This is a genomic window from Spirosoma profusum (assembly GCF_014699005.1).
GTDB classification, from domain to species: Bacteria; Bacteroidota; Bacteroidia; order Cytophagales; family Spirosomataceae; genus Spirosoma; species Spirosoma profusum.
The window spans coordinates 22,556-40,915 of the sequence record NZ_JACWZY010000040.1; the positions used below are offsets into that span (position 1 = coordinate 22,556).

Here is an 18,360-nt window from a genome sequence, read left to right on the forward strand (position 1 = left end):
TAAGATGTTAACTATTTGATATGGCATTTAAAGTAACAGCTCGTACCCTACTTCAATTAGGTTCTGAATTAATTAGCTCGGATGCTGTTGCATTTTATGAGTTAATTAAGAATGCATTTGATGCTCAGTCAGCAACGGTTGTAGTTCGGGTAGTTAAGCGGTTAAGTAAAGAAAAGTATGAGGATTTCATGAAACAACTTCGCAATGCAAATCAAGATGCATTAGAAGGGTTAAAAAATCGAATCTTGCAAACTGTAATACACGATGCTTATAAAGCAGATGATTATAAAGCATATATCAGAGATGCCAACTCAGTCGAAAACTTACTTAAAAAGGTTGAACGAGCTAACTATATTCTTTTCAGCGATAAAGGCGAGGGAATGTCATTAGAAGAATTAGATTCTATTTATTTGACAATTGGTACAAGATCTCGCCAGAAACAGCGTCAGATAGCGACGGTCAATAGTCGTCCGATTTTAGGAGAAAAGGGAATTGGACGACTTTCTGTAATGCGGCTTGGAGATGGCCTTAAAATAGTCACGACGAAGAGTGGTGAATTAACGAACAATGAACTTAACATCGATTGGTCTATATTTTCGCACAATTCTGACGATTTATTAGAAACAATCGAAGTTGCGCCAAATCAAGGAACTCAAAAGGAAGATCCGAACAGTTCAGGCTCTCGCATTTACATTTATAAATTGAATACGGATTGGACAGCAGATGTACTTCAAACAATAGCGAATGAACAACTAAGTAAGTTTATTGATCCTTTTCAAAAACTTCACCGTTCGTTCATTAAACTCTGGTTTAATACAGAACCAATCATTATTCCAACACTTACCAAATTACTTTTTGAAAACTATCACGCTTACGTAGAAGGACAACTTACAGTCACAAATGGAGTTCCTATTCTATCTGGATCAATCGACTATGATTTGTATCAGAAAAAGAAGACATTTTCTCTAGAAGGGACACATTTAGCTTCAGTAATTAAGCCCTTAGAGATTAGACGTTCTGGAAAGCGTGATTCGCGTCTAGCTGGAACACTAGTGAATAAAACAACTCTAGACACCCTAGTTAATTTAGGTTCATTTTCATATAAATTTTACTGGTTTAATAATCGAATTGTAAAAGAGATTGAAGGTATTGGTAAAATAAAACAGGTTCGTGACTTGATTAAAGCTTGGGCAGGAGGCCTAATGGTTTATCGAGACGGCTTTCGCGTTTTTCCCTACGGTAGTTTAGAAGATGACTGGTTACAACTTGACCCCATAGCCTTTGGGGCAGGTGGTTACAAAGTTAACAGAAGGCAAGTAATTGGGAAAGTGGACATTTCTTCTCAGAAAAACCCAAGCTTAATTGATCAAACTAATCGGGAAGGTTTACGGGATTGTCCAGAAAAAGGGGCTTTGATTCAATTACTTCAATATGTGCTATGGGACCAATTTAGAACGCTTTTAGATGCAGCCGAGGATGAGCGGTTAACGAATACGCCACTAAATTTGGAAGAATTAGAAGCTAGATTAGAACGTAATGAACAAAAATTACATGATAATTTGGAAATTTTACTTACCAAGTTTCCGCAGATCGGCCAGAATGAGCCATCCATAAATGCTATAAAAGAGACATTATCACTTAACAAAAGGCTTTTAGATGATGTAAGATCTGAGAAGGAGTCAGTCGAGCAGCGAATGGAAGTAACACTTCATTTAGCAGGACTAGGTCTAATGGTCGATATCATTGCCCATGAGATAAATCGTTCGGCAGAACATACATTATCAACATTAGATAGTGTTCAGGATGAGGTACTAACTGAATCAACACGTAAGTTGTTGAATTTATTAGGTAGTCAACTCAAAACGCTACAAAGTAGGTTGAAAATTTTGGATCCATTAAGCCCCTCTGGTCGACAGTCAAAAGAAACCTTCAATATTTATCAACTAGTAAGTGATATATTTCTTTCGCATCAAGTGCAATTTGAGCGACATAACATACAGTTCCATCTTGAGCCAACTTCATTAGATTGGTCGATCAAAGCTGTGAAAGGTATGTTTGTTCAAATATTGGAAAATCTAATTGCGAACTCAGTATACTGGCTTGAACAAGAAAAAGTCAGTCAACCTAGCCGCATTTCACTGATTAAGGTGTATTTAGATAAAGTAAGCAAGTGCATTTATTTTACTGATAATGGTCCTGGAATTCCGGTCGCGTGGAAAGAAGACATATTTCTTCCTTTTGTTACCACAAAACCACCTGGTCAAGGAAAAGGATTAGGATTATTTATCTCTCGAGAAATTGCAAAATATCATGGAGCTTCATTAAATCTCAGTGAAGTTGTTGATGTGAGTCAGTCTGTATTACATACATTCATTCTAAACCTAGAAGGCGTAAAATAAATGGTGCCTGTTTCTGATTCAGCTGTTACGGAGAATCCATCCGAAAAACCTCAATTTACTGCCGCAGTCATTGATGATATATTTGACAAAATTCAGCCAGGTGAAATTCCCATTGATCTAGTCAAAGCATTTCTACAATTTATTGAAGAGAAATATAACTCAAGCCTAAAACTTCAATTAGAAGGATTGCCCCTTTCATGCCCTGATTTAGATGAAGTCACTGAAGAGGATGAAGTTTATATTGATTATATTAATCAGCTTTGGGACCAGACAAATGATGATGGGGCATTGTCTGAGCATTTATTGACAAAGTTGTTCGTAACTAGAGCGGATAAAAAACATCAGTTAAATGCAGTTTGTGCAAATATTGTAGCTTGTAATATATCCGTATCTAGGTATGGATCAATAAACTTCGAAGAGTCTTTAACGGAATTTCAAGATAAGAGTTATAACCTTGTTTTTATAGATTTTTACCTATCAGTACATGGCGATCTAATGGGTGAAGAACGCGCAATTGAAATAGCAAAAAAAATTGATTCTCAATTAGTAAATAACATTAAACCTGTTACGGTGTTAATGTCCTCTCATGCAAATGTAGAACAACGGAAACGAGAATTTCGTGAAAAGGCTGATTTGACAGAGGCTGCATTTCAGTTTGAACCAAAATCAAATCTGACTAACAGTATTACTGCTAAATTGAAAATTAGTGCTGTTATTGCCTTATTAGAATACATAAACCAAGTACAGCAGTATGTCCAAGCATTATCTAATGCCGCTATTAATGCCGCTGACAATTTCAATAAGGAAATAAAAGCTTTAACAATCCAGGATTACGCCTTTATACAGCAATCACGCTTAAATGAAGAAGAGCACCCTCTGGGTGACTATATGAATTGGCTTTATGGATCAAGGTGGGGAAGTTTATTGTTTTCTCATGAACAATTAAGAAGCAGTCAGATAAATTTAGATTCTATGCGAATGGAGACAGGGTGGTTATTACCCGAAATGCCATCTATGCATGTATCAAATTTGTATGCGAGTGCACTCTATGAAGAGCATATTGGTGAATTAGCTCCCAACCCCTTAATTACACATATTGCTGGAGAAACTCCAAAGTACTTTTTACATTTAGGAGATATATTTTCAAATATACAAAAAGATCAAGTTTGGCTGGTAATCAATCCACAATGTGATTTAGAACGAACAGTGGCGGCTGATCAAAGTATTTTGTTACTCCCAGGTAAATTAGCCTCATTAGAAATGGGGCATCAACCTTCTAGTACAATTACAACTGAATTATTTTTGCTTAATAGTAAACCTTATAAAATAATTTGGGATTCAAAACGCCTATTTTCCAAACCATACGGTTCTTTTACTGAATGGATACAAACAGAAGAATTAGATCGTAAACATCGGCTAAAGCTTCCCTTCGCCTTAAATATACAACAACAAATAGCCTCTACTTTGACACGAGTTGGGCTCAATGCACCGCCACCCTTAATGCAAGTTGTAAAGGTAGAGCTCTGGGCAAGAGATTACACTTCTAATAAATCACCAAAACTAATTTCTTCTTCAGAAAATGGTGTTTTCAGGGTTTCGCTCAGAGAAAAAAATAAAGATGTAAGTAAAGTGGGATTAACGTTGCGTTTTGCATATGAGTTACTTGATGCTCTTAAAGATTATTATAGCGTTTTGAAAGAATTAAAGACAAATGGTCAAGCAACGACTGATCCAAGTAAAGATATTGGACTTGTTGAAGCCTTAATTAATAGATATGATAAATGGTTTTTTTCTAATCAATCATTTAAGGAAAGCATTCAAAAAGACCCAGCTATTGAAATAAAACCAAACTGGAAACCTGGGGCCTTAAGTACTCCACTACTTATTAACGTGCTTACAACAAAAAGTGCTCCTCTGGAAGAGTCCATTCCTAACGCTGAAAAGCAAAATAAAGTAGAATTAGATGAGACACATTCTTAGCTTATCGGGGGGCAAAGACAGCGCAGCTCTTGCCATTTACATGCGAGACCGTGTACCTGAAATGGAATATATATTTCATGACACAGGTAAAGAATTGCCTGAAACGATTGATTATCTGTCTCGACTAGAATCTGTCCTTGGCAAGCCAATACATAAAACGACTGAGGAAAATGGTGACTTTGTCGGGTTTGATCAATTACTTAAGGTCTATGGAGGGATGATCCCATCCAACCATCGTCGTTGGTGTACCCGAATGATGAAACTAAAGCCTTTTGAGCGTTTCATCGGCGAGCAACCTTGCTATAACTATGTGGGCTTGCGGGCAGATGAAAAACGAGATGGCTACATTAGTCACAAACCCAATATAACCCCAGTATATCCATTCCGCGAGGATGGCTTAGTAAAAGCCGATATCGAACGTATTTTAGAAGAATCAGGATTAGGGATGCCTTCTTATACAAAATGGGGTCGCACCAGGTCAGGCTGCTTCTTTTGCTTTTATCAACAAAAAAGAGAATGGGTCGCCTTGAAAGAAGCACATCCCCACCTCTATGAAGAAGCGAAAGCTTATGAAAAACCGGGCAAAAAAGCTGAAACTACTTTCTATTGGTGCGGTGATGAATCTTTAGCCGAGTTGGAACGACCTGAACGAGTAGAGCAAATCAAGCGTGAACATGAAGTCGCTCGTGAACGAGCTCGAAGAAAAGCACCAAACAAGCCTCTTATTCAAGTGCTTGGTGGAGCTGACGACGTTTATGAAGAACGTGAAGGCTGTTTAATATGTCAACTGTAAATCCGCCATTTCATAACTAGTTTGCAATTGTCCATCTTCGCTTCAGTTGTCACAGAACAGACTCTCGACCCATCCGCAACGGCTGAGAGCTGGATAAAGTTTGTCCGCCAATACGGTCCTATTCCTAGGAATGATTCTGCTTTTGAAGAACATATAAATAAGGCTTCCAGGCGAGCTGGAGTAATGCCAATTCGGTTTCAGCATCCGTTACTAACAGATGTGCTTAGCTGCTTTAATTTAACTGAAGAAGTAAGGTCAGTCGTGCTTACTGGTCACGCCGGTGACGGGAAGACGAATCTATGCCATCGAGTATGGCAAGGTTTAGGCGGTGACCCTGCACTCAGCGATTCCAGTGCCCCTTATATTAGACACCAATTACCTAATGGATTAATGTTGCATGTCATCCGGGATTTAAGCGCCTGGGTACCGTCACAAGGAAGCGAATGGGAGCCAGAAAAAGTAGACTTGTTGACCCGTTTTAGCGAATCAATACATAGCCAAAATCCTACAGAATACTTTCTTATTGCAGGCAACGATGGTCAATTAATTGAAACGTGGAAACGTTTGCCGGAGAATTTAGCTATTCAAAAGACACGGCTTTTGTTCGAAGATTTACTTGTCGAAGATCGCCAACAGAGTGATGGTGTTCAGCTATCGTTTTTTAATTTGTCCCGTAGTTCTTCAGCCGTTTTATTCGATAGCTGTATAACTGCTTTTTTGTCTCACCCTGGTTGGCAACTTTGCTTTAATGAAGGAAATGATACTCGAATAGAGTATAACGAGTATTCTCCTATTTACATAAACTATAAACGGTTACAGGATTCGTTACTTCAGTCTAGACTTCGCAAACTTTTCGAGTTATGTGATTATAATGATATACACATTCCGATTCGAGAGATTTTAGCCTTACTAGCGAATGCTATTTTGGGTCACCCTAAAGTAACGGATCGCTTAATGCTACCGACAGATGTTCGAACTATTATCCATGATCGACTGGTACCTCAGGCTAGTATTTACGACAATATTTTTGGTATCAATCTAACTGACTCGCGCAGAGATAGTATTGGGGTTTTTTCTGCATTAAGTCGTTTTCGGATTGGCGAAGAAACGTCTAATCGAATAGATAACCTGCTGATATATGGAAATACTGACGAAACGTTAACTCCATATTTTACTAAATACTTGGCGAATGACCCAATATACGGGGCCAGTGAAGCTTATCTAAGGGAACAAAGCATTTACATAGAAGGTGTTGATGATGATGATCGCAGTAAGGGATTTCTTCCGATGCTTGCTAGTCAGCGAAGAGCCTTGTTCTTTAAAATAGCAGAAGAAGAAGTTTTAGAATTAAAACTCTGGCATTTGACAGTTTTTAGCTATGCAGGTGAATATTTAGAGAAAGTAATTAAACCGTTGAAAACTAAGAAAGTACCGGTAGAACGTGATATTGTAGGGAGGTTAGTACGGGGTATTAACCGGGTTTTTGTCGGTATGCTAGTGAATAGTGATCGAGAGTTGTTTCTAGGTAGTAGTTTGCATGCATCAGGCGCAAGAGTGTGCCGGGTATTCGAAGATAATATTTCAGTGCGACCTAAAAATGGGCAATCTGTGAAAGTTGATTGGTATAATAATCGACCAATTCTTAACGTCTCTTTATCCAATAACCACCTGGAGTCCTTGACGTTAAACTTAGTTCGTTATGAATTCTTATCTCGAGTAGCGGAAGGGGCTTTACCGAGCTCTTTTTCAAAAGAGTGTTATGAGGATGTTATGTCGTTTAAAAGCAAATTATTGAAAAGGCTTACGTTGAGACGTCAAGAGGATGGGTCAGTAGAGGAAGAGCAGCATGTTTTTCAGCGAATGGTTTTAGACGACAATGGCAATCCAATTCCAAGAGAAATCAACTTTACTATGCCTGATTGAAAACCTCTAGTTAATTATGTTCCTAAACGCACCCACACCTGAACAAGTAGCCAATATAGTCCCCTCTCCACCCCAAAGTGATCACAAACAGAATTCTTTCTGGATTGATGAACAAATTTGGGGGCATCGAATATATCCCCAGCCTCCGTGGCTACTTTTCCTTGAATTTCTAAGTATGGCAGAGGCCACGAATCGGTCTGGTCAACTCTTGAATCCGTTTAACCCGAGCGGAAATTATTATCCTATTACCTTTAAGCCACAGAAGCGAATTTTACTAAGAAATATTCTGTGGAATAATGACCAAATCGGTCAAATTTCTGAAGCGAATAAAGATTCTTCCGCAGCTTGGAGTCTTTGGATCGAGCGTATGAGAAGCCAGGGCCAAGGAATCGAGCCTACTATGGTCGAAAGCTTGCGCCAACGTTTTAATACGTTCCACGATTTTGCCGATTTAGTGGCAATGTTGCGCGAGTCGGCGGTTGAAAGTCAATCAAATAAACGATGGACCTCACGCTTTATCTTTCCTTTTGGAGCTAATGCTATTTATGAAGATTTAGATTCAAAAGAGAGCTTTTCTCGGGATTATATCAATTTCACTCGTACGGGTGAATTGTTGTATTTGATGCTTTCACGAAGTGCTTTCGCTACTGATCTAACTCCTAAGCTTAAGAACCTGCTAGAAGGTCATAACATATGGAACTCACTATTAGGTTTACTACAGCATGATGACGTGACGGATAATCTGTCAACAAGGGGGAAAAGCTATTTACCCTATATTAAACACCCTATTTATGATGAGTTGGGAAGGGATTGGCTAACCCTATTTAATCTAGAGCTTCCCGGATATGATGTCATTAGTCATTTAGTTACATTAGGTGCTTACTATATCATGCTTTATCAGCTAAAAATAGCTGCTGAGTGGAATCAAACAGACAAACGAACTTACTTTATCTGTGAAGTTGTAGCACCTCGTAAGACCTTAGTACGTGAACTTTCCATATTGAATTACCAAGAGAATGCAACGCTTCCAAGTAAAGCAATCGACTCGTACATCAATCGAATTGAGCAATCCACAGACTGGCAGGAAATTTTACTTGAATCTCCTTCCACAGCTGATGCACATGCACGATGTAAGCAGTATTTGATGGAAACTGTGTGGTGGGATGGGGAAGATAGCGCTTCTACCCCCGAAGCCTTGTTAGCTGATTTAAAAGAGCAAGTACAGCAACGGCATAAGCAGCATGAAGGCAATGTACATAGAGAGATTGGCCGGGACATTGGATTCATATCACGCCGGGGAACAACACGATTTAGGTATGCTCCTACTGACAGCCTATTAAAAACACTCTTATTAGCCAATGTCCCCACCCGAATGGAATTTCGCGAATTTTTAGCGCTTTTGTTTGATCGTTACGGGCTAGTTTTTGGCGAAAGAGAAGCAATCCAAGTAGTTGAATCAGACAGTTTTGATAAAAGGCCATTTGATTTAAATACGACCCGATTGGAACAGCGACTAAGCAGCCTAGGGATGCTCCGTCGACTTTCAGATGGGTGTGCCTATGTTATCAATCCACTTATTTGACGACAGCGTAAAATGAACCCTACTACTTTACTTCCGTCTAATCCAACGGCTGTCGTTTCCACATCCCTTCTATTTACTGGCCGTGTTGTAGCCCTTTATCTTTATGAGCGATTAGCTAATTCAGAAGAGAGTAAACAAACTGATCGGTATATACTTGACCAACTGCAAGCAGAACCAGTTGCTGCCATTGCAAAAGCTATAGCATCTGATCCAATTATTTCAGGTCGTATCTCTATTAAGTTACCTCGTAATTTTCTACAAGGCGTTGCTATCCGATTTAATTTACCGCCGGATATTTTAACCGATGAAAGAACGACTTATTGGCGAAATGCAAGCTGCGATAAACCAATACTACTCTTAGCAAACACTGGCGATGATGAAGCGCAATCCCTTAATCTGTTAACACAGATTAACTCGACGCAGATTATGTCTATGACAAATTTGTGGGTACGCATAGCTTCAGAAAATTTTTTACTCTCTGACCTTGATCGAATCATTTGGGAGAAGGCATTAGAAGGATTAAGTGTCCTAAGTTTTGTAACATTAGAGCGTTTTTCAAACTATGTTGTTTCCGTTAAAGAGTTAGTTGATATCGAAGGTTTACCAATGTTACAAGCATTGGGAGCGGCATTGCCAACCTTACAAATACCACGAAGCACGACTTATTTTGATGACATACCAGAGAAAAAACGAACACAACCATCCCAGTGGCGGAACAGATTTGAAGAAGCGTATCGAAAGCGAACTCCTTATCTTCGTAAGTATACCCCAAGTCAATCACAATTAAGTAAAGAGGACTTACTTAAAGCATTTGAGCGGGTAAAAGAAAGTATACCAGATCTATATCATCCAATTGTACTTGCATTTATAGACTCTCCAACAGGCTGGCATGCTGAAACAAGTGCACTGGCTCAGTTGGAGTGGGACTCAATTGAGCCACTGTTTGATGGGCTAAAACGTGAAAAGGTCAACCTAGGTACGTTAACCAGTCAATTTTATACGGACAAGGAGCCGGAAGAGCTCCTAAGTGAAGATGAAGTCGATTTCCTGGCCCGCCTATCAAAAAAACCTTCAACTAAACCAGACGGGGAAGGGCGAGAATTTTACGAAAATCATCGAAATGAGCTAAAGGAAAATGGCAAGCTTAAATCAATATGGGATCGATTTATTTTCGGTACACCATTGGAATCAGATGATTTTTTAGCTGGATTAGCTCTGAGCTTGGAACGTCTTTTCGCCCGTAATGAGGATATCGCTAATAGGCGGCTAGAGATACATACTGATTGGCGCTCAAATAGCGATCTAGAGAAAATAAACACTGACGCTGGTAATTATTTTGCAGCCCGTTACAAAGGAGTCGATAAAATATGCGGTCATAAAGTAAGTTGGCATGTAGGTAAATTGTTCGATTATGCGAAAGTGGTAGAGGAATGGCGAACACGTAAAAAAGATAAATACACTCCTAATCGCTCTGTCGCAAAATCCGCATTACAGGTAAAATTTTCCTTAAAACTGTTTGTAGACTATCCAGATGGCCGGTCTGAAGAATACCCTGCCCAGCTTATTTGGAAATACAACCCGAATCAGATAATTGCTGAATTTAAAAATGACTGGACTCGATTGAGTAGCAAACCGTTCGTTTTCTGCTCGGCTACTCGTGAACCTACCAGTGCCAAGGGGCGTCAACAAATCATTAATTTAAATGATGTTCGAACCCTAGTACCTGTGTTTGGGAAAAGCCGTGGCTCATTAGTACCAACGTATAAAGCCGAACGTGATCTGGCGTTACACTGGGAAAAAAATCTACAAAATGCACGCCAGCAGGGGTTGTTGTCGACTCAAGTTTGTGATGCTATTGAGCAATATTGGGCTCGGTTTAAAAAAACATACTCCCAGGCGGTTCAAGGATTTCAAGAGCTAGGTCTATCGGATGCTAACTTAATCCATCAGGCCACGCTTTGGTCTGACTTAATTGCATTGATCTGTCAAGAAGCAAAAGGTGATTACAGTCGTGAAAAATTATTGAGGCCACTATTGCAAATTGGCTCTGTTACAGTAGCTGGAGAACCATCTGCGGAAATAATCGCGCCCTGGCATCCATTACGATTAATGGCAATAGCCGTAAAGGCACAATACGTTGGACGACTGATCGATCGATTCCTTACGGCTGAAGAAGTCAGATTTGGGGATACGGGACGCCTTTATTTTAGAGAGTTGTCAGAAGATTTAGAGCATCCTTTTTACCCCGAAGTGGCCCTTAGTTGGCGAGAAACACGCCCTGAATTACTTACGTATACTGACAAGTGTGGTGATTATACCTTACATGAACTACCCCGGGTAAATGAAAATAATTCCGAGGAGACCAGTGAAAATCCAACAGATGCGGCTAACTGCGTGTCTGATTTAGTAAAGCGATATTTAGCCTTACATCCCCATGAAAGTGCGAATTTATCGGTCGTGCTTTATAACTGTGATTCGGCAAGGTTACCCCAGACTGTAGTTGATAAACTAGGCTCACTTTACGAAGAGGAGGAAGAGGTCTGTTGTCAAGTTGTGCTAATGCATCAGACTACGCCTAAATTAAGTCAGCTATACCAACGAATTGTCGAGTCGGCAGATACTGATGTTGATGCATACAATGCCTCTGAATCTACTAGAGATTTTATGGCCCGTCTTCGAATTAGTATTTCTATTGAACAAGCAGTTCCACCAAATCCCCAAGACGGTTGCCCAAACGATATCGTTTTTTCGCAGGATGTCATATCGCGACATGCTAAAGTTCGGTGGTTTTCCGAGAAGGCTTATGTACTTCCGGCAGAAGATTTGTTACCAGCACGCTATTCGCGCAGGCGTCCTGGAGCAAGTGATGACATGAAATCTGTGGTGTATTTATGTTGTCCAGTACAAACGATTTCTGGCTGGAATTATCTTACTGCCATGACCACCTTTATTGAAGGCGACTGGGATGGAAATACAGAAAAGCGGCTGCTTCCAGCTCGCCAATTAGATTTCCAAGACGGTAAAATGCGCCAAATTTTCGATGAAACGCACAACTTAGGTAATTGGGTAGTTAACTACGATGAATTGTTAGATCGTAGGCAATTATTAAATCAAAATGTCAGAGTTATCCGGTATAAACAGCTTGCAACACAAGGTCGAAATCTAGTTATTTCTTCAAAAGCTCCATTAGGCCTATTGTTATCTATGGTGCGAAGCCGTCTTCGATCACTAAATTTAGGGTTAACCAGTAATCTTGAGCGCGAACTAGCACAACGCTTTATTGATGAAGCTAATGACGTTTCAGGCGATATTGTATTAAGGGCCGCAAAGCGTGGTCGTAATGCTAGTGAGCTAATTGGCGTTGTATTAAGTCGATACCTCATTCGTCACGAGGTGGGATTAGATCGAAATATTGGATGGTACTTCCTAGATGATTATTCAGAATGGTTGGGCCAAAAAGAAGAGCAAATCGCCGATATTCTAGCGTTAAGTCCCTCACAAGACGAGGATGGCAACTTTACGCTCATGGTTTTAGTATCTGAATCAAAATACATTGACTACGCAAGCTTAATTGGAGGCAAGAAAAATTCAGCTAAACAACTTCGCGATACAGTAATTCGGATTGAAGATGCTATTTTCGGTACGCCAGCACGTTTTGACAGAGAATTGTGGCTTAGCCGTTTATCAGATTTACTACTTGATGGTGTTTTATTTCCGGCCAACGCACCATTGGCATTGACCGATTGGCGGCAGGCTATACGAGCAGGAAAATGTGCTATATGGATTCGAGGTTACTCACATGTATTTGTGTCTGGACCATTGGAATCACCTTCTTGTTCTGAAGCAATTAAACTAAATGGTTTAGAGAATGCCTATCAAGAAATATTTGATACAGAGCAGCTGAAGGAGCTTATTCTTTTATATCAGCAAAATTTAAGTCCATTACCTTTACGGTTGACGAATCTAGATTTTCCAGATTGGCAAGAAGTTGAGTATAAGACTCCTATATCGGGAAAAATAGTTAAGGAGCCAAAACAAATAATTAGCGCTACTCAAACTTCAACAAATAGTACTAAGTCAAAACCTTCTATTATAAATTCAACAGAAGTTACGGCAACTCAAGAAGCCATAAATACTTTAAAAAATGATACAGATATTAAGGAGGAGAATGTTGTAAATACGGCATTAATTCGCAATTGGGCTTACCCGGCGCTAAATAATTTACTTGAAGTTAAGCAATATTATGACTCCTCAACAGATCTAGCATGGCTAAAGACAGTCGAAGTACGTTGTAAAGCTGCACTACAAGGGTTTAATCTTCAGGCAAAGTTAGTTTCCAGTTCATTGACCCCAAATGCTGCATTATTACGTTTTCAAGGAAGTGCCAATCTTACAGTTGATCAAGTCATTCGAAAGATTACCGAGTTTAAAACAACATATGGTTTATCGGTTATTTCTGTACAGCCTCAACCAGGATTAGTTGTTTTATCGATTGAACGACCAGAACGTAAATTAGTTGCCATTGAAGAAATTTGGTCCCGGTGGACTATAAAAGAGGGTTCTAATCAAGAGCTGGCAATTGCCATTCGGGAAGACAATGGAGAAATAATGTTTCTATCTCCCCAGAAAAACGCACCACACACACTTATTGCAGGCTCAACTGGAAGTGGCAAATCAGTATTGATGCAAAACATAATCCTGTCAATTGCCGCAACCAATCGACCGTCTCAGGCGAAAATAATATTAGTTGATCCTAAATTAGGCGTTGATTATTTTGCATTAGAAGGATTGCCACATTTGACTCATGGCATCGTGGACGATCAGGATCAAGCACTAGACATATTAAAACAGTTAGTGGATGAGATGAATGATCGTTACCGTCGGTTTAGGGAAACACGTACATCCAATTTAGCTGCTTACAACCAAAAAGTACCTGAAGGAGATCGACTACCAACAATTTGGGTAATACATGATGAGTTTGCCGAATGGATGATGATTGAAGACTATAAGCAACAAGTAACTTCAATAGTTGCTCGATTGGGCGTTAAAGCTCGTGCAGCAGGAATCTATCTAGTCTTTGCAGCTCAACGGCCCGATGCGAACGTAATGCCGATGCAATTAAGGGCTAACCTCGGTAATCGATTAATTTTACGTGTAGATTCTGAAGGAACTTCAGAAATAGCACTAGGTGAAAAAGGTGCCGAACGGTTACTAGGAAAGGGCCATTTATTGGCTAAGCTAGAAGGAGAGTCAACTTTATTGTTTGGGCAAGTTCCTTTCGTAAGTGAACAATTTTTGAATGATTTTTTAGGTGTAATCCAAGAAGAGCATTGAAGCTCAAATTAAAATAGAAAAGTACTATATTTATTCCAAGTTAATTGGATGGAATAATATCTGAATTATAATAAAAGAAAAGTGAGATTTTAATTAAACGTAGCTAATTCCAATGCCGAACACCGTAATTCTAGGATTTTCTCAAGTATTTGGTGAAGAAGAAGTTAGGCCAATAGAAACGTATTTTTCAGGAATTAGTCGAAAAACCTTATTAAAAGTTGGTGCTCTTCTAATTTATTTTAATACGATAGAAGCTAATAATGGTAAGACCGATAATGAAGAAGTTTTAGGACGATGGTTTGGTAACCATAATTCTAAGGAGCGAAATCGTTTATATAATTTAATATTGGAAATTGAAAAAAATATTGAAACTAAAATTCATATAATAACTACACAAGGAAGCTTATCCTTCTTTGAATATGTATTTGATCACATTACAGAAGAAGTTGATTTAAAAGCAGAAGCACAACTTGAACTCGACTTATTTAAAGGCTATCTGCTTATTAATCAAAAAATCGTAAACGAAGCTGATGAGACTGCGATCCATACAACAAATAATTTATCAGGATTTAGTAAAGTTACTGCGATGTCAATTTGTCGAAGTTTGGGATATTGGGATACCTTAAACTACGATATTAGAGAAATTTTATTAGCTCAATTCGCAAAATTGAGCCATTTCATTGATTTCTCAAGTACGAGTCTAAAGCTGTCATATTTATGCAATAAATTTTTAGAGAACCTAGAGTGTGATTCATGGAAGAAATTTTTAATTAAATACCTGCCAGTTATTCTTTTCGAACTTTCTAAAGGGGATAAAACTATAACATCGATTGAAGTACCAGTTAACGAAGATTATGAGGAAAATAAACGGTTTCTTGAAAATTATATGCTGCAAGATAAAAATCCAATTGCAGACGTTGATTTTCGTTTAATAAGAAATTCACCTTTGTTTAAAGAAGATGAAGGTAAGTATACTATAATCTATAACTTATTCCTCATTGAAAAATTATATAAAAGTTTAATGTTTAATCTAAGATCATTAAATCTAACTTTGGAGAATGATAAAAAAATACCAGAATTAAATAGTTTTATATGTCAAAATTTTTCAGAAAATTATTTATTTTATAATGAAATACAATCTATTTTTAGAAATACAACAATTTTAAAAACTGGCTCTGAAATCAAAGCAACTGGTGTAACAGCAGAACCTGATTTATATATTAGAAATAATAATAATATTGTACTTTTTGAAAGCAAAGATATTCAGATTGAATCAACTGTAAAGATGTCAAGCGATTATGGTATAATATCGGATGCTCTAAAAAGTAAATTGTACTTTGATACCAAAGCTAATGGTAATATTAAACCGAAAGCAGTCAAACAGTTAGTCTTAAATCTTAATCGTGTACTTGATAAAACATTTCAATTTGATAGCGATTACGATACCAAAGATCTAAAAATTTATACAGTAATTGTGGTATACGAAAGATTATTTGAGGTTCCTGGTTTAAATAGACTGCTTATATCTTGGTTTAAGGATGAGTTGCTGGCAAATGGTTTAGCATTAAATCAAACGATCAGACCTGTTATACTAATAAATTTTGACTTATTTATTTTTTATAAACCGATTATTGAAAATAACATTGACCTGTTTTGCGCTACAATAGAAGAGTATTTTATTGAAATTGATAAAAATGAAATTGAACCTTTAGAGAGGTTACAGTCCTTCAATCACTATTTCAGAAATAAATTCCGTGCTAAATATAGCGATATTGCAACTCATGCTGGAAACCGTATTATGGAAATAAGCAAAATGCAAATAGGGGAATTATAGATTTTTAAAATAGGGTATAAATAATAAATCTGAATAAATAACAAACGGTCAACACAATTCAGAACGGGTCATAACTATAAACGGCCACACATGAGCTGTGATATGCTGGTCCCGGACCAGGCGTACAACGGGGAAAAAAAGCTAAAGAGGAGATGGAAAAATTATTATCCCCAGAAGCAGGTGGTCACTATGGCGGATGATAAAAATAGGGGTTAAATTACTGGTCAATAAAAAAATGGATAACCAATAAACGGTCAACACTTTCCAGGACGGGTCATTAATAAAATCGTTCAGGAAAACCCTCTAAAAACGAGACGAATTGAGAACTCTTAATGTCAGGTGAAGTCATAACTATTATAAGAATCAAACCAAAATTGTAACATTTTCTTATCTGCTGATACCGAAAATGTTACAATTTTGATTAGACAACATAATAGTCATATATCTAATTGCCTGTAGAGAAACGACAACCCTTTTTCACTTTTTTAGCCTCACCGGTCTACTGGTAACTGACGAGGTACGCTGTAAACAGAGGTGGGACATCCAACTGAGGATTATGACTTTGTGCTTGCCGAACTTATTCCAGAGCTGCTTAGGCAGGAACCAGTGTTTCTATTCCCTTTTAGAAACGGAGAAGAGCTGATGGAGAAACGCCACCCTAAAATCCTCTTAATGTCTTGGCTGGGCAAATTTCTGTGAATTATACTGCATGGATTCGCCTTTTGGTATGGAGAGTGACGTCCAGTTTTGGGCCAGCATTTTCCCCAGAAATACCAGTTGGCCAATGTGATAAGTATAATGGGCTAACTGCCGGTTAATGGCTTCCAGCACCGAATGTCCTTGATTACGAATATAGATGGTTTTGGTCAAGTCTTCTTCCCTTAGCGATTGGAGGGTCTCTAAAAGCGCGTGCCAACCTTCATCCCATTTCTGTAGCAATTCGTCTCGAGTCTGAATATCATTACTAAACTCGCCCTCTCGATCACGCCAGCATTTTTACCCGTCGGTCGAAAGAAAATCCGTCCAACGACTCAGCATATTCCCCCAAAGGTGTTTCACCAAGATGACAGCGCTGTTGCTTTCAGCGTTGGATTGCCAGAAAAGTGCATCATCAGGAAGTTGAGCCAATGTTTTTTCGCCTAGCAATTTATAATACTCAAACTGGCGAATCGCACTTTGTAAATAATCGCTTTGCATCAGGTAAGTTAGATTAGTAGCAAGATCAATCTCGATTTCTGGGAAGCTTAGCGTAAAATATGAGCCATTAAATCGACCACTTCATCCATTTCGGCCAGCGTATTAAAATAGTGAGGAGAAAGCCGAATCAACCAGTCTATACCCTTACGCTGGAAATCGATTAAGGCGGAGCTCGGATACTGTGCGGTAAAGACCACTCGCCCCTGTCGCAAAGCCGCTTCGAGCGCCGGTAGCGGTTGACGAGATGTATTAAATGTCAGGATGTTGCCTTGATGAGAGCCCCAGTCTAAGCGGTTAATACCGTCGAGCTGCTCCAGACCGGTTCGGAGCCGACGCATCAGGCGTTGGTTCTGCCCCCTAATCGCTTCGATACCCACTTGATTGGCGTAACGAATGGCTTCAGTTAGTCCTACGTGAAGCAGCGAAACCTCCTGGGGCTCAAACCGGCGGGCATTCGGCTGTAAAGTAAAGGCATCCGGCCCGGTCCACGTAGCGCCCCGTCGGTCGATAAAGAGGGGAGATAGTCCGGCCTCCAAGACCCTATCCGACACATACAGAAATCCGGTGTTACGGGGCCCGCGCAGAAACTTACGGCCCGTTGCCACCAGAAAGTCGGCCTGAAGGAGAGTCACATCGAGCGGCAATTGCCCTGTCGATTGGGCGGCATCCAGCAGATACCAGACGTCGTATTGGCGGCAGAGCCTGCCCACCTCCTCGGCCGGTAGCACGAGACCCGAGTTGGTCGGTATATGGGTAATGGCGATTAGCACTGGCCGGTGGGCCCGAATCAATTCCTCGAGGTGAGTCAGATCTAGGTCGCCGTTGGGTAAGTCGTTGATCCGCAGCAAGCGAATCCCTAACCGCTGCTGCATCGACAGAAACGCCAGTTGATTGGAGACGTAATCGTTGGTGGTGGTCAGAATGGTATCGCCTGCCCGAAACGGAATGGCCGACAGCACCTGAATGGTGGCATCGGTCGCGCTATAGGCATAGGCAATGTTGCTCGGATGGGTGTTCAATAGCCGGGCCGTTTCGTCGTAGAACCGGGTGGTCTGACTTATCCGAAGCCGTTCGACTTCGTAACCACCCAACTGGATTTCTTGCTGAAGATACTCCTGCATAGCCGTTACCACGGGTTGAGGCATCAGGGAAGCACCGGCGCTATTCATAAACAAGCTATCCTGGCAGCCGGGTGTATCGGCCCGCAGTCGGTCGATATCGAGAGAGGGAATTGGTTGGGATTGCATGCGGCAAAACAAAAGCATCGAGCTGTACGGAAATAGACACACTTTTTCCCCTAGAGCACCATACAAATTCC

General features: G+C 39.6%; 8 protein-coding genes and 1 pseudogene. 7 read left to right on the top strand and 2 right to left on the bottom strand.

Annotated features, from left to right (window positions below; translation table 11 throughout):
• Positions 1 to 20 precede the first annotated feature (20 nt).
• The 7 genes from IC229_RS30185 (at position 21) to IC229_RS30215 (ending at position 15,845) form a co-directional block, all read left to right on the top strand.
• On the top strand, positions 21 to 2,399 hold the full coding sequence (locus IC229_RS30185) for a sensor histidine kinase (protein ID WP_190891909.1): 2,379 nt from the start codon (positions 21 to 23) through the stop codon (positions 2,397 to 2,399).
• Positions 2,400 to 4,379 carry a hypothetical protein gene (locus IC229_RS30190; RefSeq protein WP_190891911.1) on the top strand — a complete coding sequence of 660 codons (1,980 nt, stop codon included), beginning with the start codon at positions 2,400 to 2,402 and terminating at the stop codon, positions 4,377 to 4,379. It begins immediately after the preceding gene.
• Entirely contained in the window at positions 4,363 to 5,172 is an 810-nt protein-coding gene (locus IC229_RS30195) for a phosphoadenosine phosphosulfate reductase family protein (protein WP_190891913.1), read from the top strand. The genes IC229_RS30190 and IC229_RS30195 overlap by 17 nt, the downstream gene beginning before the upstream one ends.
• Before the next feature lie 21 nt (positions 5,173 to 5,193).
• A complete protein-coding gene (locus IC229_RS30200; protein ID WP_190891915.1) occupies positions 5,194 to 7,095 on the top strand; it encodes a hypothetical protein in 1,902 nt (633 codons plus the stop codon).
• 175 nt (positions 7,096 to 7,270) lie between these two features.
• On the top strand, positions 7,271 to 8,677 hold the full coding sequence (locus IC229_RS30205; protein WP_190891917.1) for a hypothetical protein: 1,407 nt from the start codon (positions 7,271 to 7,273) through the stop codon (positions 8,675 to 8,677).
• A gap of 12 nt (positions 8,678 to 8,689) precedes the next feature.
• Positions 8,690 to 14,011, top strand: coding sequence for an FtsK/SpoIIIE domain-containing protein (locus IC229_RS30210; RefSeq protein ID WP_223834281.1), 5,322 nt, complete (start codon positions 8,690 to 8,692; stop codon positions 14,009 to 14,011).
• 112 nt (positions 14,012 to 14,123) lie between these two features.
• A complete protein-coding gene (locus tag IC229_RS30215; protein ID WP_190891919.1) occupies positions 14,124 to 15,845 on the top strand; it encodes a hypothetical protein in 1,722 nt (573 codons plus the stop codon).
• 669 nt (positions 15,846 to 16,514) lie between these two features.
• Here the strand turns inward: IC229_RS30215 and IC229_RS30220 are convergent.
• A pseudogene (locus IC229_RS30220) lies at positions 16,515 to 17,042 on the bottom strand (DUF1572 family protein).
• A 47-nt stretch (positions 17,043 to 17,089) separates the two neighbouring features.
• Positions 17,090 to 18,289, bottom strand: coding sequence for an aminotransferase class V-fold PLP-dependent enzyme (locus IC229_RS30225; RefSeq protein ID WP_190891921.1), 1,200 nt, complete (start codon positions 18,287 to 18,289; stop codon positions 17,090 to 17,092).
• Positions 18,290 to 18,360: the final 71 nt, after the last annotated feature.